General features: G+C 47.7%; 14 protein-coding genes. 1 reads left to right on the top strand and 13 read right to left on the bottom strand.

Features of this window, described 5'->3' with window-relative positions; genetic code table 11:
- Positions 1 to 109 precede the first annotated feature (109 nt).
- The 8 genes from HUF13_RS00600 to HUF13_RS00565 form a co-directional block, all read right to left on the bottom strand.
- The gene (locus HUF13_RS00600; RefSeq protein WP_173473320.1) at positions 110 to 721 is read right to left on the bottom strand and encodes a peptidylprolyl isomerase; all 612 of its coding nucleotides are present in this window, start codon (positions 719 to 721) and stop codon (positions 110 to 112) included.
- A gap of 440 nt (positions 722 to 1,161) precedes the next feature.
- Positions 1,162 to 2,637, bottom strand: a complete 1,476-nt coding sequence (gene nadE / locus HUF13_RS00595) for an NAD(+) synthase (protein ID WP_173473319.1) — start codon at positions 2,635 to 2,637, stop codon at positions 1,162 to 1,164.
- A 337-nt stretch (positions 2,638 to 2,974) separates the two neighbouring features.
- Positions 2,975 to 4,324, bottom strand: coding sequence for a hypothetical protein (locus HUF13_RS00590; protein ID WP_173473318.1), 1,350 nt, complete (start codon positions 4,322 to 4,324; stop codon positions 2,975 to 2,977).
- A gap of 224 nt (positions 4,325 to 4,548) precedes the next feature.
- Positions 4,549 to 5,415 (bottom strand): NAD(P)H-binding protein, encoded by an 867-nt coding sequence (locus HUF13_RS00585; protein ID WP_173473317.1) that lies wholly within the window; start codon positions 5,413 to 5,415, stop codon positions 4,549 to 4,551.
- A gap of 1 nt (position 5,416) precedes the next feature.
- On the bottom strand, positions 5,417 to 6,877 hold the full coding sequence (locus HUF13_RS00580; RefSeq protein ID WP_173473316.1) for a DnaA ATPase domain-containing protein: 1,461 nt from the start codon (positions 6,875 to 6,877) through the stop codon (positions 5,417 to 5,419).
- Between the two features lie 509 nt (positions 6,878 to 7,386).
- A complete protein-coding gene (locus HUF13_RS00575) occupies positions 7,387 to 7,854 on the bottom strand; it encodes a hypothetical protein (protein WP_173473315.1) in 468 nt (155 codons plus the stop codon).
- A gap of 28 nt (positions 7,855 to 7,882) precedes the next feature.
- Positions 7,883 to 9,172 carry a U32 family peptidase C-terminal domain-containing protein gene (locus tag HUF13_RS00570; RefSeq protein ID WP_173473314.1) on the bottom strand — a complete coding sequence of 430 codons (1,290 nt, stop codon included), beginning with the start codon at positions 9,170 to 9,172 and terminating at the stop codon, positions 7,883 to 7,885.
- A 173-nt stretch (positions 9,173 to 9,345) separates the two neighbouring features.
- Positions 9,346 to 10,911, bottom strand: a complete 1,566-nt coding sequence (locus tag HUF13_RS00565) for a hypothetical protein (RefSeq protein WP_304038666.1) — start codon at positions 10,909 to 10,911, stop codon at positions 9,346 to 9,348.
- 252 nt (positions 10,912 to 11,163) lie between these two features.
- Here HUF13_RS00565 and HUF13_RS00560 point away from each other — a divergent pair, with 252 nt between their 5' ends.
- Positions 11,164 to 13,176: a carbohydrate-binding domain-containing protein gene (locus tag HUF13_RS00560; protein WP_173473312.1), complete on the top strand. Its 2,013-nt coding sequence runs from the start codon at positions 11,164 to 11,166 to the stop codon at positions 13,174 to 13,176.
- Between the two features lie 161 nt (positions 13,177 to 13,337).
- Here HUF13_RS00560 and HUF13_RS00555 read toward each other — a convergent pair whose 3' ends face one another.
- The 5 genes from HUF13_RS00555 to HUF13_RS00535 all read right to left on the bottom strand — a co-directional run bounded on the left by HUF13_RS00555 (position 13,338) and on the right by HUF13_RS00535 (position 20,587).
- Positions 13,338 to 14,438: a type IV pilus twitching motility protein PilT gene (locus tag HUF13_RS00555; protein WP_173389544.1), complete on the bottom strand. Its 1,101-nt coding sequence runs from the start codon at positions 14,436 to 14,438 to the stop codon at positions 13,338 to 13,340.
- A gap of 1 nt (position 14,439) precedes the next feature.
- Positions 14,440 to 17,751, bottom strand: coding sequence for a lipopolysaccharide assembly protein LapB (locus tag HUF13_RS00550; RefSeq protein ID WP_173473311.1), 3,312 nt, complete (start codon positions 17,749 to 17,751; stop codon positions 14,440 to 14,442).
- Complete coding sequence (locus HUF13_RS00545) at positions 17,748 to 18,005, bottom strand: Trm112 family protein (protein ID WP_173473310.1); 258 nt, start codon at positions 18,003 to 18,005, stop codon at positions 17,748 to 17,750. The genes HUF13_RS00550 and HUF13_RS00545 overlap by 4 nt, the downstream gene beginning before the upstream one ends.
- 63 nt (positions 18,006 to 18,068) lie before the next feature.
- Entirely contained in the window at positions 18,069 to 19,751 is a 1,683-nt protein-coding gene (locus HUF13_RS00540) for a glycosyltransferase family 2 protein (protein WP_173473309.1), read from the bottom strand.
- 122 nt (positions 19,752 to 19,873) lie between these two features.
- Positions 19,874 to 20,587: a polyprenol monophosphomannose synthase gene (locus HUF13_RS00535; protein WP_173473308.1), complete on the bottom strand. Its 714-nt coding sequence runs from the start codon at positions 20,585 to 20,587 to the stop codon at positions 19,874 to 19,876.
- Positions 20,588 to 20,592: the final 5 nt, after the last annotated feature.

The following is a 20,592-nucleotide window of genomic DNA, read 5'->3' as shown; positions in this document are numbered from 1 at the left end:
TAACCACACTCCTTATTTTAAATTAAATAAAAAAAGGCCAGAACGTACAAAGAGTTCAAGCCTTTTTTCAAATTTTTTTGAGCAATACTAGCGGGCCAAGCCCGAAGCATTACTTGCCGTGATGCTTATCATGGTTGGGGCAACCGCAACCACCGTTACCATCGCAGTTTTCCTTGTTGCCGTGACCACCGCATTCGCATTCGTGACCTTCTTCGCCGCACTTGCATTCGTGATCTTCACCTTCGTGGCCACCGCAGCAGCAATGGTGTTCAAACGGCTTAAGGTCATCTTCGGTAGCTTCGCGCACGCTCACAACTTCAATAGCGAAGTTGAGGTTTTTGCCCGCAAGTTCGTGGTTAGCATCGATAACAGCAGTTTTTTCGCCAACGGACTTGATGCGGATTTGCATCGGACCACCCGGAGTCTGGGCAAAGAAAGCCATGCCAGCTTCGACCTTGTCGACTCCCTGGAACACGTTGAGCGGGACTTCCTGAGTCATGCGTTCATCGTATTCGCCGTAACCTTCGGCCGGAATCACGACAACATCAAACTTGTCGCCCACATCGTGACCGACCATTGCCTTTTCGAGACCCGGAACGATCATGTGCATGCCCTGGATGTACTGGAGCGGTTCGCGACCTTCCGAAGAATCGATCACGGCGCCTTCGTCAGACTTGAGGGTGTAATGCATCTGAACGACTGTTTTTTCAGCAATTTTCATAAATATCCTTTATAATCGCAGGCGAACCCGCGGTTGAACATTGAAGCACAAATGTAGAAAAATTAGTAGGAAGTAGGAAGTAGGAAGTAGACAGTAGACGGTAGACGGTAGGAAGTGGTCAGTAGGCAGAACTTAGTTGGCAGAACTTAGACCGCTGCGCTCTTAGAACTTAGAGAGAAGTGCATTGTTCTAAGTTCTAAGCTCTAAGCTACTAGAAGTTAGCTCGCTTTGAGGAATGAGATCGGCACTTCGCGCCTCTGAGGTATAAAAAGCTGGCTTGTAAAAGTTGAGTTCAGTCCCCACAATCTCAAAGGGAGGCTTCTATTGCGGCAAAGTCATCCTCCGAAGGAGGATCCATACATTTTGTAAACGCTATTGGAATCGTATGGATCCTCGCCAAAGCGAGGATGACAGCAACCCTGTTAACTAACCACTAATCACTAACCACTCACCTGGCTTTCGCGGTATTCGCCGCCGAAGGCGTGTCCGCTCACAGAAAGTATCGGCGGGAACTGGATACGCTTCGCCAATGCAAGTCCCTTGAAACGGCGGTACCAAAGGCGCATGTCTTCGAGGGCTGCTTCAACCGTCGGGAGCTTCGACTTGAAGTAAGCCGCATCGACACCGAGCGTTTCGCAAAGCGTCCCTTCCAGCAACAGTTTTTCGGTAAAGTTCAGACTTACCCCCTTCTCGACCCACATCGCAAAAAGCTTGTCGTGGTACGGATAAAGAATCGGGTCGCCCTTGCCTTCGTCCACGTTCATCGCTTCGGAAAGTTCTGCGCTCGCCGGAATATCAATCGATGCCTTCGGGATAATTTCCTTATCGCGGTTGATATAACGAGCGAGTTCATAGACTTGCGTTTTCCACAAGTCGCCAATAGCGCACATCACGCCGCAAGAATCGCCGTACAACGTGCAGTAGCCAACCATCGCTTCGCTCTTGTTGCCATTGCAAGTGACGCCACCGCCCACTACTGACGCGACCGTTGAAAGGATAGAAGCGGAACGAGTCCTCGCCTGCAAGTTTTCGTGGTTGATTCCCGCGACCTTCATCACGGTATCGTTACGCACAAAAGAGCAACGTTCAAGTGTATGGCAAACTGATTCTATAATGTCAGAAATCGGAGCGACCATGTAAGGCGTTCCCAAGTTCTCGGCCAAGTCGCGAGCAGCATTCTTCGTCGTATCGGAATTGAAGCGCGTCGGCATGTTCACGAGGAACACATTTTCCGGTCCAATCGCTTCAGAATAAAGCACGGCTGAAACAGCACTATCGATACCGCCACTAGCGCCAATCACCATGCGCGAAATGTGGAACATTTTCAAGTTTTCACGAATCATGAACACTAGCGCATCATGAATTTCGGCAATTTCGCTCGGGTATGGCTTTGCCGATTCCGCATAAACTTGCACATTGCCATCGATAAATTCAACAACAGCTTCAGCTTCGCTAAAGAGCGGCATTTCAAAGACAACCTTACCATCGCAATCGAACACGCGGCTTCCACCAGAGAGCGCATAAATGTTCTTACCGGTATTGTCGGTCCCAACACCGTTCAAGCACACGACCGGCATCGCGCAGTCTTTTGCCAAATGCGAAAGTTCCTTATTTTCGACTTCACGGCGGCCCACTACATAAAAATCGCTGCCATGCGTCACATGCGCTATATTCAAAAGCGGAGTATCATCGAGCACGTCGCCGCACAAGAAGAATGGCATGTTGCCTGCATACTTACGGATTTCCGCCCAATCGACAGGAAGAGCCTTGTTAGAAGGGCCCGTCAAAGCATTTCGCGGAAACACAACGCAATCGACTTCGGCAGCCTTAGCACGGTCAAAAGCAGCCTTCATCGTTTGCATATTCGCCGGCACATTACCCGGCAGAATTTTCATCTGCACCACATAAAGTTTCATTTCAATATCCTCTATGCTGGAAAAATAAAAAAAAGCACCGCACATGAGCGATGCCTTTTTTCAAACGCATTATAAAATGCAAGTTGGCAGAACTTAGACCGCTCCGCTCTTAGAACTTAGTTCGCATAACTTAGAGGGAAGAGTAATGTTCTAAGTGCGATTATCACTTCGCTCTAATCTCAACTGCTAGGCTCGGAAAGTCTCGAAAAGCGAATGAAGCAGTCAAAAAATATTTGACTATTTCTGAGAGCTCAAGAGACAACGCTTTAGCGTTAAATAGGCTTGCAAGCAATCCTGCTTCACTCGCCTTACGCAGTTGTCTAAGTTCTAAACACAACTACTCGTACTGCGGGGCGTCAAAGGAGGTCGGAATCTTCGGCGTATCCGGGTCACTATGGATGAACGAGAATCCGCTAATCTTGTTGGTTGCTTTATCGATCGGTCCTGTCTGGAGTTGCCCATGAATGCTCGATGTACACGTTTCACGATGCAAGCAGCCCGTGTTACGCATCATCATGTGGTAACCATAAACTTCCCAAACGCCGGTCTTAGATTCGACATTCTTATTGCCTTCAAAAGCAGCCAGTTCGAACGTTCCATCAGCCTTGAGCGAGAATTCCCAATCAATGCCGTTATTAGAAGCCTGCCATTCACCGACAAAATCGCTAGCCTTTTCATATGCATAATCGCTAGCTTCGACATTGCAGTTCATAGCCTTGCCATCAGACGGAGCGATAGTGTTATCCGTTCCAACAGAATAGGTGAACATCGAATAAACAGACTTGTTATAGTACGCCGGACGCATCAACAACGTGCTACGTTGGATATCATAATGGCCGCCAATCCAATAGGCAACTTTATCACCAACTCCATTTTCAACGATATACGAATTGTCAAAGAACGTGAAAGTTCTTGTGGTGTCGCCATCGGTGCACTTGTAAATTTTGTCCTTAATATCTTCGGCCTTGGAAACCTTGCCCTTCAGGACCGCAACGCTAGCCTTTACAGCTTCGCTATATTCCTTCGAGCCATTGACCGCATACTTGACGACGCCATCCTTATCGACAATGAACGAAATCGTTATACCGGTCTTGACTTTTTCCAAAATCTTTTTAACGGCATCCGTTTCTGCATACTGCTTGCCGACATTGCCATCGACAAACTTCACTTCGCCATTTGCAAAATCCGTATAGGTCACCAACCACATTTCATCCGGAATGCGGAGAGCGACAAGACCCAGCTTGCTACCGGTAGAAAGGTAAACCGTCTGATCGAACAGCTTTAGTTCAATATTCTTTTCCAGGTCCGTAAGTTTTGCAGCACGAGGTCCTTCAGGAACAGCTGCAGAAGATGAAGAAGACTTAGGAGCATCAGCACTCGAAGAAGACTTCGCCTCATCCTTGACAGAAGAAGAGGACTTTTCATCCTTAGTGGAGGAAGAAGATTTCTTTTCGTCCTTGGAATCTGAAGATTTCTTGTCACCATCCTTTGAATCCGAAGACTTCTTATCTACGGATTTTGAAGAAGAAGACTTTTCGTTGCATTTAGCGGAATCGCAATCATCGTCTTCAGCAACAGAAGATGACGAAATTTCTTTATTGTTGGGAGAAACCGGATCGTCCTCACCGCATGCAGCAAAAAGGAATGCGGAGGAAACCAAAAGAGCAAGCAATTTTTTCTTATTCATGGTAACTAATATAATTTATTTAGTCTAATTTAGACCAATATATATTTACTATTTATACAGGGAAAATGCCAAAAAGCGCCCAATTTTGAGAGAAATGTATTATATAGAAGTTTTTTAAGTTGGCAGAACTTAGCCCGCTGCGCTCTTAGAACTTAGTTGGCCCTTCGACAGGCTCAGGGACCTCGATAAGGTTGGTGAGCTTGCCGAACCAAAGTTCTAAGCACTCAAAACGGGCTGCCCGGATGGTAATCGAGGTCGCATTCAGCCTCTTTGATGGACGGGGCGGCATCGTACAAGAATCCCGCCAAAGCCTGCTCGGCAGACACGCGCTCGCCGCCAATCCAGTTTTTCAAGACGGCAAGCCGTTTCGAAATCCACCACGGCAGCGGAATCATCAAGTGGCGCATCCCGGCATTTTTCAAAACATGCGCCGCCATCTCCGCCATCGTCATCACGGTCGAGCCAGCAAGAGCGTAAGTCTTCCCCACCGCACTCGACATAAGCCCTGCCACGGCAATTCCCTTGACCAAGTCCACACTGCGGACCGGGCGTTTTAAGCACTTACCGCCACCCGGCATAAAATAAACCGGGAATCGCTTTACGTAATCGCGGAACATGTTGAACTCGACACCGCCCCCATCGCCAATCACAAGCGTCGGGCGCACAATCGTCCAGTCGAGTCCAGACGCCTGCACCAAAGCCTCGCCCTTCTTTTTGCTTTCGCCATAAGGAGTGAGCACCGGATACGTCACCGAAATGCTCGAAACATAAAGGAAACGGCGAACACCTGCAAGCTTGCTAGCTTCCAACACATTTCGCGTGCCGTCCGTATTCACATGTTCAAACGCACCGCGTTTTGTCGATAAAAGAATTGCCGCCAAGTGATAGACGACATCAACGTTTTCGAACGCCCCTCGAATAGAATCAAAATCGGTCACATCGCCGTAACGAACATCCACCTCGCTCGGTAAGGACTTCGCCAAAGAATCGCCCGGAAGCGTCAAGACGCGGACACACACGCCCCGTGCTATAAGTTCCCGGCACAACGCCTTCCCTACGACGCCGGCGCCACCCGTCAATAAAGCAATCATGCTAGGCTTCCAACATATAACGGATATCTTGAATGCGTCTTGCAAGGGACGCATCCTTTTCCATCTGCTTTTTTAGGGAATTTATGGCGGCGATTACAGTGGCATAGTCCCTACAGAACATAGCACCAATATTCTGGAGCGAGTCCGTCGTCAATTCACGACAAAGGAACATCGCCACCTTGCGGGGTGTAGAAATCGAAGCAGACTGGCGCTTCGACGAAAGCTCGCAAACTTCAACGCGGTATTCCAGCGCGACTGCTTCAATAATATTCTTGGCCGTCAGTTCCACATGGCCACCATGTTCTGACGGAGCCACAAGACGCTTGACGCTATTCAAGTTCAAATCAGCCTTGCAGAACATGTTCATCGCGCCGAGGAAATTCAAAAGACCTTCAATCAAGCGCACGTTCTTGCGAGGCGGCATCGAAAGGTAACGGCAAATTTCTTCGCGGTCTGCCTTTGCAAACGGCAAGTCCTCAGATTTTTTACTAATCAAATGCATGCGGGTTGCAAGATCCGGTTCGTCAATACCCACGGCAACACAAGATTCAAGCGGAGTCAAAAGCTTCTTGGAAATGCTCGGGATAGAAGATTTCGAAGCACTGCGATCGCAATCCGTATCGACAACCTTGAACTTGGACGGATGACGGTCACAAGAAATCACCACCTGCTTGCCTTCGGCACGCAAATGCCTAATCAATATGGCAAGGCGTTCCTGCGTCCAGAGGCCCTTTTCCAAGAGTTGCACGTCATCGAGCAAAAGGACATCGCAAAGTTCATAGCGTTCGCGGAACTTCTGAGCAAGTTCACGCACATTGCCCGTCTTGTTGTGCAAGGCAGAAGCCATCGCAGTAGCATCGCGCAAGAAATCGTAAGCATGGCAATAAACAATAGAAGCTTCAGGGCGGCTTTTCTGGATCTTAGCAGCAATAGACTGCAACAAATGAGTCTTGCCGAGGCCGCTTTCGCCATACACGAACAACGGATTCAAGGACGGATCGCCCGGATTTTCGGCAACCGCTTGACAAGCGCGGAATGCGGTAGAATTGCACTCCCCTTCGACAAAGTTTTCAAACGTATATCGTGCATAAAGCGATAAAGCCTGTTTCGGACGCTTTACCGGTTTCGGAGCTTGTACAACCTTCGGGATAACAGGCATCGTGAGCTTGATTTCTGGAATCGGATCCGAAGGCGCAATCTGGCGAATGCGATAATCAACAAATTCACTACCGAATACAGTCGTAAAGGACTTGCGCAATAAATCCCCATAATGGGAATTTACCCAATTTTCGCGAAGCTCGTCAGGAACTGTAAGCATGGCATAGCCATTGCACATTCCCTCGTAACCAAGAGCGTCAAGAATCACGGCACCAAAAAAGTCCTTACATTCCGAACGCACGCGGTCGAGCACCTGTTGCCAGGGCGACTCTGCAATATCCAACAAAGAAACAGTATTATCCACGATCTAAAAAACCAGTCAAGATTATAAAAGAGCAAGCAAAAAATAAGAAAGGATTTTGCAAGAACAAGCGCCACAAACGAAAAAAAAATTAAATGTCCATTTTTTGTTCAAAATCGGCAATAATTTTTTAAAAACAATTTTTATCCAAATTTTTCCAATTTACACCATCCTTACGAACGTATGTGCAACAAAATTATCACTTATTATTAGCACAAGTTATCAACAGGTATTTTTTCAAACATCCCTTGACAAGATTTTTCTTACATTAAACATACAAACTTTACACAAAACGGCGATTTTTGCGTAAAAAAGGCACTTTTTACGAATAAGAAAAATGTAACTTGTTGATTTTCACTGAGTTACATGCTGTATCATAGAACGTAATTTACAGTCGAAAGAGCGCAGCGGATTGTGGAACAAAACTAGTTTATGTTACTAGCATAAAACAACATCATCCCCGTCCCGGAACAAATCCAGGATAAACTGGCAGGAATCCATATTTTTTTCATTTATGGATTCGTGGAATCGTGCGAAGTTTGTTCAGAACCTTGTTCACCGAGTTTTTCTTGCAGATGGTCAATCCGGTTTTCGAGCAGTTTTTCGATTTCAGGAAGCAAGCGGTCCTTAACGCGATCAAGATACAAGCATTGCAGCTGGATCATGCGGTTGCGGTGCCGGCCTGCAAATTCCTGAATCCAATGGCTTACCGCCTGCTGGCGGTCCTGAATTTTGTCGTGCAAAGAGCGCTGGATAAAAGTCCTCTGGACTTCCATATAGCGCTGCATATTGAACGGCATGCGGTAAGTACGAATAAATTGTTTCAGCAACACCAACAAGCAAAGATTGTTGTGTTCGTGATCGTGAATGAACTGCCGTAATTCCTCCAGATGTTTCTGGAAGAATGGGACGATAGCTTTATCATCAATTTGATAAAGTTCTAACTCGTCCTGCTTTTTTGTCGCCTCATCGACAGCCATAACACAAATCTATTTTATTAATGCACTGCTAAGCCTTCGATTTTTTCACAAGAAAGCTGAATTTGGCGTTTTTTTCGTTTTTTAAGGTATTTTTTCCCAGAAAAACTCGCCCTTCAGTTCCCGGATTCAATCTATCAGCGGCAGCGCCCCTAAAATCTAGTAGTTCTTCGACCTCAACAGGGTTCATTCCGTCGGGAGTCATGAGTTCTAAGGTATCATCCATCGAAAACGGGTTCTTCACGTTCACAAGGCATGCGCCAGTAGCCGCATCAAAATCCTTGACCTGAGCTGCAACACAGCCGCCTTCGGCATCCACATGCGTTGCCTCGTAATTCTGCGGCAAGGGACCACGCAAGAATCCCGGCATAAAGCCTCGCCCATCGACAAATCGAATTGCACGGCGGCTTTCTTCGGGCACCGGATTCCCGGCAGCAACCGCATCAATAGCCATACGGTAAGCGCGAACCACCTGGCTCAAGTAGTAAACCGAGCGCGTACGGCCTTCAATCTTGAACGAATCAAGCCCGCCCGCCACAAGTTCCGGGATTACATCCAAGGCGCAAAGGTCGCGACTACTCATAAAGTACGTTCCCCAAGTGTCTTCGTCGAGCGCAATCGGGTCCAGTTCAGGGCGATCCGTGCGCTGGAGCGTAAACGAGCCTTCGTGTTCACGATAGTCCTCAACCTGTGGACCGGAGTTCGCGTACAAACGATACGGCATGCGGCAGCTGTTATCGCAGGCGCCCTGATTGGCGTCACGGTGCGTCACCCAGTTCGAGAGCATGCAACGGCCAGACATTGCCATACAAACAGCGCCATGGACGAACACTTCCAGTTCAAGGTCTGGAACTTGCTTCTTTATCTCTAAAATTTCAGATAGACGAAGTTCACGGCTTAAAATAATTCGACGAACACCTAGATTTTTCCAAAACGAAGCGGCCAAGTAGTTAGTGGTATTCGCCTGCACAGACAAATGCACTTCCGTTTCGGGATGTTCCTTCAAAAGCCAACCCACAAAGCCCGGATCCGCAACAATAAGCGCATCAGGTTTGAGTTCCAAAGCTGCATTCAAAGCCTTTTGGAACGATTCCACCTTCACATTTCGCGGAATGACGTTACTTGTAAGGTAAAACTTTTTGCCATGTTCATGCGCATAGGCGATGCCTTCGGCAAGGTCGTCCAAGTTCTTGAAACCATTTTCGCGAGCGCGCAACGAGAAAGCAGGTTGCCCTGCATATACAGCGTCTGCACCATAAGCAAACGCATACTTCATTCGCACAAGGTCACCCGCAGGTGCTAAAAGTTCAGGCTTTTTCATAAACAAAGGCTAGTGGTTGGTGGTTAGTGGTTAGTGATTAGTAGACAGTAGGAAGTAGTCGGTAGAAAGTGAAAAGTTTTATAATCGCGGCATGGTTCGGCAAGCACACCAACCTAATCAGTTCCCTGAGCCTGTCGAAGGGCTGCCTACTGTTAACAGTCTACTCCTATCGTCTAGAATTTGAATCCGGCGCGGATGTAGGTTTTACGGTCGTCAATCAATGTCAACTCGCCCATAAACGAGAAACGCTGTCCGTCATAGCTGATTGCAGGAGTGAGCGAATACTTGAGCTTAGCACCCTTCAAAAAGCTCTTATGCTTTAACATATGACCCGAATCCGGAGTCGTATCGTTCACGGAACTGCCATAATCAGTCCCTTTCCAGAACCAAGTCTGACGGACCGATGCAAAAATGTGACCATCCAAGCGAGCAAAGAGATTCCAGTCAATCGTGCGGCTGTTCGGCCCGCCCTGATTTCCAAGCGGATAACCTAAGTGAGCCACTTGAGCGGTATTCTTTTTAAAATGCGTATAAACATAAGGTTCTACACGGGCATATTCAAAAATCGTTCCCGTTTCAAGCTTATGCCCCTTGATATAAAAATCATGCCCTGCTTGGAAACCCGCCATCCAAGCCCACTTCGCTTCGATATTGTCATTTCTGATTAGGCTAATCGGCGAATCCATATCGTCCAAGAAAAATTCTGTATAAAGACGAACAGAATTAAACAAGCGGTAGTTGAAATCAAAAGATATTGAACCATTGTTGCTGGATTCCGCATAATTCCCTTTTTCCATGAACAGCGGAGCCGTCGGAACAAACAGCCATGGTTTCATATCATCATGAAGTACCGTAAGTTCACTAATACCAAACGTAGCGTTCCCTACAGCAAGTTCGTAGCGGTGACCAAAGAGATTTCGCGTACTATCCTTATTTCGAAGATCCATGCTACTATAAATACGCAAGTCCGCATAAAAACTCATCACGCGCAAAGGACCAATCATCAAGTCCAAGCTCATCATATTGTACGGAATCGCAAACTGGTTTAATGAGAGGTTGTTGTAATAACCAGGGCCCCAATGCATCACGTCACGGCCAAAGTCTAGACGCAGCCAATCGTAGTTAAACGCAAAATGCGTACGATAACGAGCATAGCTTGTGTAGTCTGCACCGGACTTTTTATCATCATTTTGAATTTCCAAAAATTCCCGGTCAAAAGAGCGAGGCCTTTTCGCAGAATGACCTTCACTATAAATACGGGCATCCAAAACGAAGTCAACAGAATCAACAAAGCCACGCACATAAAGGCCCCCGTCAATTCCCGGCCAAATCGTGTCGCCGGCAGTCTTCCCCACCCTGCTGCTACTATGATCCACATCGTTGATATGCTCGCCACCGCGATAATCAATACCACCGACAATGCTTGCCGCAATAGCAGCACGCGGAATGGCATTTTCAAGAGCAGTTGCCTTTGCCGCACAAGCGGTATCCGCAGAGTCGCATTTGAACTGGAGTCCGTTGCCTAAAATACCTGCGCCGCGCAAGTTATCATAGTACAAGAGCGCATTCCCTTCAGTCTTCACGAAGTTCTTGCGGAACGTCGTATCCCTACGCGGGTAGGTAAAATACTGGCGCTCGTTTCCAACCGTCTGTCGGTGGTACTCGAACAGCATCGGTGCCGTTTCGAGCGTCCGCAAATTGAACGTGCGTTCGGGTTCAATCACCGGCGAAGCAGCCATAGAACCGCTTACGCCAGCAAAAAGAAAGAAAGATGATAAAAAGGGAATAATTTTCTTAAAATCCATTGCAATAATGTAGCATTTTCATACGCATTCTCCGCGAAAAATGAAAATTTTGACCCATTTCGTCCCGTTCGGAACCTTTTGTTCCGTTTTAAAAAGAAACGTCACCCAAAAAGCAGAAATCCTCTATTCTAATGTTCCTTGACGAAATATATGTTTTGAAGAAATGATGAATGGGAGATATAAAACATGAATAAAAGAATCTTGATCATGGGCTGCATTTCAGGATTTTCGCTAGGAATGCTCACGAGCTGTTCTGACTCGAATTCTGATTTATACAACACAGGCAACCCCATCGCAGGGATTGATAGCGAAAGTTCCTCTTCTACAGCAGACGAGGGCTACATTGATATTACTTCTAGCGATTCCGAAACCGGCACGCCAACAGAATCACCGGAAAGCAGCGCAACCACGGCATCTTCAAGCAGCAACGGCACAAAGCCGAGCGGCAAGAGTTCTTCGAGCAACGTAACTCCAAGCATAAATTCCAGCAGTTCCGCAACGCCCACGGCACAGAGTTCCTCTAGCGAGCAAAGCGAACAAATTAACAAAAATACCGGCGAGCGCCCGGTCATCACCTACGCCGCAGGCGGCGCAACAGTTGCCAACGGCGGGAATTGCGTAAACATTCAGGGCGGTTCCGTAAAAATCACCTGCGGCGGTGAATACGACTTTAGCGGAAGCTATTCCGGAAGCGATGCACAAATTTTAGTTTCAACCGCAAAAAGCGATACCACCGTTTACCTGAACATGAAAGGACTCACGCTCACCAATACGGTAGACGCTCCAATTTACATCCAGAAGGCAAACAAAGCTTTCGTTGTGGCAAAGAACGGCACGACCAATACCTTCAGCGATGCCGCCACCCGAACCCAAAATTACAGCTACACCAACGACAACGGCGAAGTCAAAATCGATACAACAGGAGCCTGCATTTACGCCAAGGACGACCTCACCATCAAAGGCGAAGGAACGCTCGTTGTCAACGGCAACTACAATAACGGCATCCACACCAGCAACGATTTGAGAATCAAGAACGGCCTCATTACGGTCAAAGCCAAGAACAACGGTCTTAAAGGCAAAGAAACTGTAGCCATTAGCGGTGGCACAATCAATATCACTACGACTGAAGGCGATGGCATCAAGAGCGATACCGAAGATGCTACAGATTTAGCATCCGGCAAGGGTTCTATCGAAATCACGGGTGGCGAAATCACCATCAATTCTGCATTCGACGGCATCACCGCTGCCAATGCAGTTGTCATTGCTAATGGCGAATCGACATCCCCGACAATCAAGGTTACAGCAGGCGGCGGCCACAGCTGCCTTAGCGATCCCACAAACAACGCAGGAAACAGCTCTGGTCGCGGTGGCCCAGGCGGAATGGGCGGCAGTTCCTGCTCTCCGACCGAAAGCATGAAGGGTATCAAGGGCGATTCGAGCATCACCATCAGCGCAGGCATTATCGATATCAACAGCCGCGATGACGGCCTCCACAGCAGCGGAACCATTACTGTTTCAGGCGGATCCGTTACCGTTGCTACAGATGACGATGGAGTCCATGCCGAAAAAGCGCTCTATGTCAAGGACAAAGCCAACATCAGCGTCACCCTCGCCTACGAAGGCATGGAATCCCCGGACATGCACCTTGAAGGCGGCATTACAAGCGTCATCACCACGGATGATGGCTGGAATGCTGCTGGCGGAACGTCTACATCGACCGGTGGCAACACAGGTCGCGGCGACCCAGGCGGATTCAGCGGCGGAGGCTTCGGTCCCGGTGGCGGAAGCACCGGCAAACTCACGGTTACGGGCGGTTACCACTACATTTACGTAGGCACAGGCGATACAGACGGTGTCGACAGCAATGGTGACATTACGATTTCTGGCGGTGTAATCGTCGTGGAATGCCGCATGAACGGCGGTATGGGCGGCATGGTCGATTCCGACGGAACCACAAACATTTCTGCAAACGCAAAACTTCTCGGATTCGGCACAAACAACTCCGAAGAAGGCACGCAGTATAGCGTAAACTTCACAGCTAACGACTACTATGGCACTTCCGAAATCGCGTTCAAGCCAAGCTTCTCCGGAAGCAAGATGGTGTCTAGCGTTGGTAAGCCAAGTGTCGTAAACAGCGTGAGCGGCATGAACAAGACCTGCTTCGGAAACAGTAACGACAGATGCGTTTATACGAAGTAGACGAAAGAACGGGCCGTAGAGGCCCTACAGACGAAAGACTAAAGATAAAAGGCGAGCATTTTTGCTCGCCTTTTTCAATTACAAACATCTTTTAAATCGACATGACAAAAAATTTCTTATTGCAATTTTCTGTCTACTGCCTACCGCCTACTGTCTACTAACTACATCCAGCCGCGGTCAGATGTACCAGAAATACCACGAATCTTAAGATCAAAGTCATCGCGATTCGTTGCAGCATTCATAGCCGTTTCGAGCGAGATTTGTTCGTTCTGGTAAAGTTCCAAAAGCGCCTGGTCGAACGTCTGGCTATGATATTGGATGTGGCCTTCGGCAACAGCCTGTTCCACCATGTCAATCTTATCCTTGTCCTGGATATATTCCTTGATGGCACCCGTATTCACGAGGATTTCAGCAGCAGGCACACGGCCCTTGCCATCCTTGGTCGGCAAAAGTCTAAGCGAAATAATGCCCGCGAGAACTTCAGCAAGCAAGAGACGAATTTCGTCATGCTGGTGCGGCGGATACATCGAAAGCACACGATGGATTGTTTCTACAGCGTTCGTCGTATGGATGGTCGCAAACACCATGTGGCCCGTATCAGCAGCAGTCAAAGCAATCTGCATCGTTTCCAAGTCACGAATTTCACCCACAAGGAGCACGTCCGGGTCCTGACGAAGCGCCGCACGAAGTGCGTTTGCATACGAAAGAGTGTCCACGCCGATTTCACGCTGCGAGATAATCGCTACGTTGTCTTTATAAAGGTATTCAATCGGGTCTTCAACCGTAATGACGTTCACGGATTCTTTCTGATTGATGTAGTCAATCATGGACGCAAGCGTCGTCGACTTACCAGAACCCGTCGTACCCGTAACAAGCACAAGACCGCGCTTTGTCAAAGCCAACTCGCGAATGATTTCGGGCAAATGCAATTCTTCGAACGGAGGAATCGTAGCCTTAATATGACGAATCACAACGGCAATCGTACCACGCTGACGGAACACGTTCACACGGAAACGGCCCATATCGCGGGCGCCCACAGCAAAGTCGCATTCCTTGTTCGTTTCGAAACGCTGCTTTTGGTCGCGGTTCATGATATCATCCAAGAAAGAATCCATCATGGCACCATCAATACGCACGTCAAAAATTTTCTGCAATGTACCATTGATACGGTAAACCGGCGGAACGCCAACTCGCAAGTGCAAGTCAGACGCCTTGCGGTTCACCATTTCACGCAAGAGCTGTTCAATGCGAAGTTCTGCCATATTAGCCTTCTCCAAACTTTTCACGGCAAAGCTTTTCTATTTCGCTCAACCGCGATTTGATTTCAGCATTGTTCGGATCCTTCTTTGCAAGATCCGCATAAATTTCAAGAGCCTTGTTGTAAACACCTTGTTCCATATAAATGTCGGCAAGCGTACGTGTATTCAGGCTGTCGTCCAAATCAGGAGCACCGCGAGACAACGGAGCTTCAGCATTATTGACAAGACTTGCAGAAACTTCATCATCAGAATCACCGGACATCAGATAATCAACGCCCTTGTTGTTCGGCACATCCGATTCCGGCAAAGAATCATCTTCATCAAACAAGCCTGCGAAAGCGTTTGAAACTTCGGAGTCTATGGAATCTAATTCTGCAGAAGGAGCTTTTTCAGCCTTTTCAGCAGGCTTTTCGACTTCGGCAACCTTTTTTTCAGCTTCAACAGGCTGTTCTACCGGAGCCGGTTTTTCAGCCGGTGCTGCGGCAGGCGCTGCTTTTCCTACAGTTTCAACTTTTTCTTCAGGAAGATCGTCGTCAGCGCTTCCAAAGATGTTGTCGAAAGATTCCTCAATCGGCTTCTGGACCTCATCAACCGGTTTTTCGGCTTCAACAGGATGTTCTACCGGAGCCGGTTTTTCAGCCGGTGCTGCGGCAGGCGCTGCTTTTGCTACCGTTTCAACTTTTTCTTCAGGAAGATCGTCGTCGGCATCGGCACCAAAAATGTTTTCAAAAGATTCTTCAACAGTGTCTTCGACGTTATCCTTTGCACTTTCTTTTACAGAGCTTTCTTCGATTTCGGCACCAGTTGCTTCTTGGCTCAACGGTTCTTCAGCCAAGGCAACTTCAGCCGGTTCCGACGACGGAGCAGAACTGGACGAAGTTTTTTCTTCAGGCAAATCCAAGTCATCTTCATCGCCAAACATGGAGGCAAAGGCGCCCCCCATTTCCTTAGCGACATCTTCTTCTTTGGCCGCTGCTGGAGCAGGAGCTGGTTCTTGAACGGTTTCTGCAGGCGCTGCACTTTCAGCAACAGCAGGTTCAGCAAGAGTTTCCTCTACGACTGGCTTTTCAGAAACAGCCTCTTCAATCACGGGAGCTTCTGCAACAGGTTCTTCGACAGCAGCTGCCTTTGCAGGCGGCTCTTCAAAGAGTTCGTCTTCACCAAAGAGAGCATCAAAAGCACCATCCACATTATCTGCAGAACTTTCTGCCGCAGCTGGAGCAGGAGCTAGTTCTTGAACGGTTTCTGCAGGCGCTGCACTTTCAGCAATAGCAGGTTCAGCAAGAGTTTCCTCTATGACTGGCTTTTCTGAAACAGCCTCTTCAATCACTGGAGCTTCTGCAACTGGTTCTTCGACAGCAGCAGCCTTTGCAGGCGGCTCTTCAAAGAGTTCGTCTTCACCAAAGAGAGCATCAAAAGCGCCATCCACATTATCAGCAGAACTTTCTGCCGCTGCAGGAGCTGCTTGAGCAGCACTTTCAACAACAGATTCTTCAACTACAGGGCTCTTTTCGACGGCAACTTCTGCAGCGGGATTTTCAAAGACTGGAGCTTTTTCAATAGCAGTTTCTTCTGCCGGTTCATCTAAATCAAGAACAAAGTTATCATCTAATTTAGATGGAGATTCCTCTTCGGAAAAAGCCATGTGCGTTGCAGGCACATCGTTTTCCGAAGGTTTACTTTCCTCGGGTGCTGCTTCTACAGGCTTTTCTGCAGGAGTTTCGTCCATACTAAAATCTGCATCAGCAGACTTTTCGAACAAACCACCAAACGATTCTTCTTCGGCAGGAGCTGCCGGTTTTACACTTTCTACAGTTTCAGTAACGGACGGTTCTTCAGCAGGTTTTTCATCCATACTAAAGTCTGCATCTGCGGACTTTTCGAACAAGCTACTAAAGGAGTCTTCTTCAGCAAGTTCATCCAACGATATTGGAGCAGCTTTTTCAGCGACAGGCTCTTCTACAGCCGGTTCGGCCGGAGCCGCAAATTCAGCAAGTTCAGCAGCAGGTTCTTCAAATTTGAAATCAGAATCCTCGGATGCTGGTTTATCTGCTACCGGTTTTTCAGCTACCGGTATAGATTCTTCCGGAAGATCATCTTCTCCGAAAATGGAAGAAAATGCGTCATTGACGTTTGTCTCAGGTTCTTCAGCTTTCGGAGCTTCCGCAACCTTAGGCGCGTCCTCAACCACCGGAGATTCTTCGACCTTTGGAGTTTCTTCAAACATCAAAGGTTCTTCGGTCTTCGGCGTTTCATCCAAACTATCATCTAAATCAAATAGATTGGCTTCCGCACTTTCAGTTTCGGCTTCTTCATCCGAAAATTCCATGTGCATAGGAGAAGCAGCGCTTTCAGCAGGCTTTTCCGCAGGTTCTTCTGCCACCTGAGGTTCGTCCAAGCTATCCAAGCTAAAAAGATTTTCACTTGGAGCTTCTTCGACAACTTCACTAGGCTTATCTTCTACAAGACTTTCAAACGGATTATCGGACTCAGCCGGTTCATCTAGATTTTTTTTTTCCTCGTCATCCGAGAAGCTAGAGAACAAAGATGACGCAGCAGAATCTTCTTTTTTGGAAGCCCCTCCTAACAAATCAAAATCTTCGTCCCCTCCCAAAATTCCAGAAATAGCCGAAGTCACTTCGCTTGAATCTAGGGCATTGTCGTCAAAATTCGAGGTTTCAGAAACAGCACCACTCTTAGCGAGTTCATCCGAAGCAATATCCAAGGAATCGCGTAAAGCATCCATTGAAGAACTGTCTTCATCGTCCGCATTCGAAAGTGACGAAGCCAGATCGGCAAAGACATTGTCTTCTTCTTCAGACGTTTCCGTATTTTCAGGTTCATTGCCCAAATCCATCGTGAACGAACTTTCATCGTCCATCGGTGGCGGAGCCATAGTAGCGACAGACTGATCTTCTTCGATCTGTACATCGTATTCATCTTTCCAGAACGTGTCCAGCGGATCCATGTCGTGAACACGGCGGAAACAGGCATTGCGTTCGGTTTCCTTGCCCAGCTTATCGTAGGACTCGCCCATTCTCTTGTGTGCAGCGAGGCAGAAAGGATCCTTGGCAATCACCTTCTTGTATTCGGTGATACTTCCCGCAAAATCCTGCTGACCGGCCAAGATTTTGGCTCGGACCAACATAGCCGGAACATCGGACGGATACGCCGCAAGAGCAGCATCGACAGTTTTAAGGGCAGCTTCATAATCACCAGAAGCGCGTTCCATATCGGCAAGCCAGGCCATAGCCTGAGAACGCCCCTTATTCTTTTTTATAGCCTTTTTGAGAGAATCCAACGTTACAGCCATCATTTCTCCAATGGAAGAAGAACAGCTTCATCCGCTAAAAGTACAGGTATTCCTTCGCGAACCGGATAGAGACGAGATCCGTCTGGTGTCACAAGGGCTTCCGTTAAAATATCGGCCACATTTTCACCGGCAACGTTCTTAACCGAACCCGCCTGAATAGCGTTATTCACAAGAGCGATGGTATCCGCATCAGCCTGCGAAAGAGGCTGACGCGTTTCCGGGCAGCAAAGAATACTTAACAATTTAGAATCGAGCATAAAACCTTTTTATTGCGATTTTTCATAAAAAAAATAACACAATTTTTACAAAAAAGGGCGTTTTTAACGAAGATATTTAAGGTTTACGAGGGCAAAATTGCCATTTTTGCCATTTCCAATCAACAAATAGACGCACATTCCCAGTTTATCGAGCCAGTTGATGTCGAAATTTTCGCGATAACCGGAAAAATTCGAAACAACGAGAAGCTCGCGACAACCGGTGCGGTTACAGATATTTTCCATTTGAGAAAGAGGGCCTAACAAATGCTTGCGGTTTTCTTCACTCAAGTTCTCGGGTTCAGAACTCACGCAACCGAGGATTTCAATCCCCGGGATGACGTTGTAGCTGTCGAACCAGTTGTTGAGGGAATCTTCGCGGCCACCAAGCAAGATGGAACGATGACGTTTTTTTGCAAAAATACGGTAGAAATAATTTATCCAGAACGCAATGCGGCGCCAGGCCAAAAGTGCAAACGGGATAAAGAGGCTGGAGCAAAGGAACAGGGTAATCCATTGCAAATCATACGGCCAATAAGAGATTCCATCTTCAGAGACGACAGGCATCTGGGTAAAATAACGGAATGCAGAATATCCACCCACGGTAAGCAAGTTCAGCGGAACAAGATAGCGCAGGAATTTTTCACCTTTGAGACTTGATGCTGTATATTCTCCACGGAAAATAAGGAATACCATATTGATAATGGCAACCAAACCTACAAGCCACCAGTCTTGGAACTGTGCGAAATCAGAAATTGGATACCTGACGACCAATTCTTCCGGGCAAGGGTTTGTTCCATCACAGAAACAAGCATGAGAAATCACAGAACTGCCATTCAAGAATGTAAACGCCCACACGGCAATCACGCCCAAATCGAGGAACATCTTCCAGAACTTCGGGATGAGTCGAGAGAACATGCCCACGAACGCTGCGAACAAAATACCGAAAGACACGATGAAATTCGGGACAAAATAAAGATCCCTGTGCTTTTTCACAAAGATAAGCATCGCCTTGTAGAAGTCCACATAGGACCCCCAACGGCGCGTGCGGCAGCTCTGGCCCTTAAAATGCAAAATGTTCGTGACCGGCGTGTAGTAGTTCTTGAGGCCCATTTTCTTTGTACGGAAACAGAGGTCCAAGTCTTCACCGTACATGAAATAATCTTCATCAAAGCCATTCAGTTTTTCGAAAACGTCGCGACGGATACAGAAGAACGAGCCGCTAATGGCATCGACTTCAATCATCTCGTCCGGATCGGCGTACGTCATGTTATAGCTGGCAAGAGTTTTGCTCTTCGGGAACATTGCCGCAAGGCCAATCGTCTTCGACACAGCAGAAACAATTGTCGGGAACGAACGGCGGCAAGCCCATTGGATTGTACCGTCTTCGTTCAAGATGCGGCAACCGACCGTACCTGCATCCGGATGCTCATCCATAAAATTAAGCATTTCGCGGAAGGCGTTCTTCGAAATAATCGTATCGGGATTGATGAAGAACAGGTAGGGCTTAGTCGCATGCTTTTCTGCTAAATTGCAGCCCTTGCCAAAGCCCAAGTTTTCCTTGGAGTCAATCCATTCCACTTCAGGGAAGAAATTCTTGATTTCGGGAATAATCGGTTCGTTGGAACCGTTATCCAAAACAATAATCTGCGAATCAATCCCTTCACACGCATCACGTACGGACTTGAGGCAAGCCGGAATGAAATCGCAAGAGTTATACGAAATGATAATGACGGAACAGGAAAGCATAGGCTAGTAGACAGTAGGAAGTAGGCGGTAGGAAGTGGGAAGTGGTTAGTAAACAGTGGCTAGTAAACAGGAATGTAAAAGGAACGTTCTTATCACAATCCTAACCACCAACCACTATTCAATTATGCTAAACCCAGTCGCAGTTTCAGCACGAGGAAGAAAGCTTCGGAGATGATTCCGCCGCTCATCTTGGAGGTGCCGCGGGTGCGGTCCGTAAAGATGATGGGGATTTCTTTGACGCGGAGGCCCTTCTTCCAAATCTTGAACGTCGTTTCAATCTGGAAGCAGTAACCATCGCTCTTCATCTTGTCGAGGTTGAGCGCCAGCAAAGCTTCTCGACGGAAGCACTTGAAGCCGCCCGTAGCATCGCTGATCGGAAGGCCCGTCACAATGCGAGTATAGACATTTGCGCCATAGCTGAGGATTAGACGGCGAAGGTCCCAGTTCACAACGCTAATGCGGTGGTCCTGATAGCGGCTACCGAGCACGAGATCGGCATTTTCGGCCGTTTCCAAAAAGCGGTTCAGGTCTGTCGGAGCATGGCTAAAGTCAGCATCCATTTCGAACACGCGTTCATAATCGCGTTCGAGCGCCCACTTGAACCCCATCACGTAAGCAGAGCCAAGCCCCATCTTACCCTTGCGACGGATCAAATGGATTCTAGGATTCTTGTCCGCTTCGGCTTGAACGAGATCCCCCGTTCCATCCGGCGAACCGTCGTCCACGACCAAAATTTCAAGACAATCATTCTGTTCCAAAATTGCCGACATGATGAGGAGAATATTCTCCTTCTCATTGTAGGTAGGAACAATCACCAAACTCTTAGGGAACGCCATTAAAT

Origin of the sequence: Fibrobacter succinogenes (assembly GCF_902779965.1) — a bacterium.
Lineage (GTDB): Bacteria > Fibrobacterota > Fibrobacteria > Fibrobacterales > Fibrobacteraceae > Fibrobacter > Fibrobacter succinogenes_F.
This window is presented reverse-complemented; position numbering and strand designations above follow the sequence as displayed.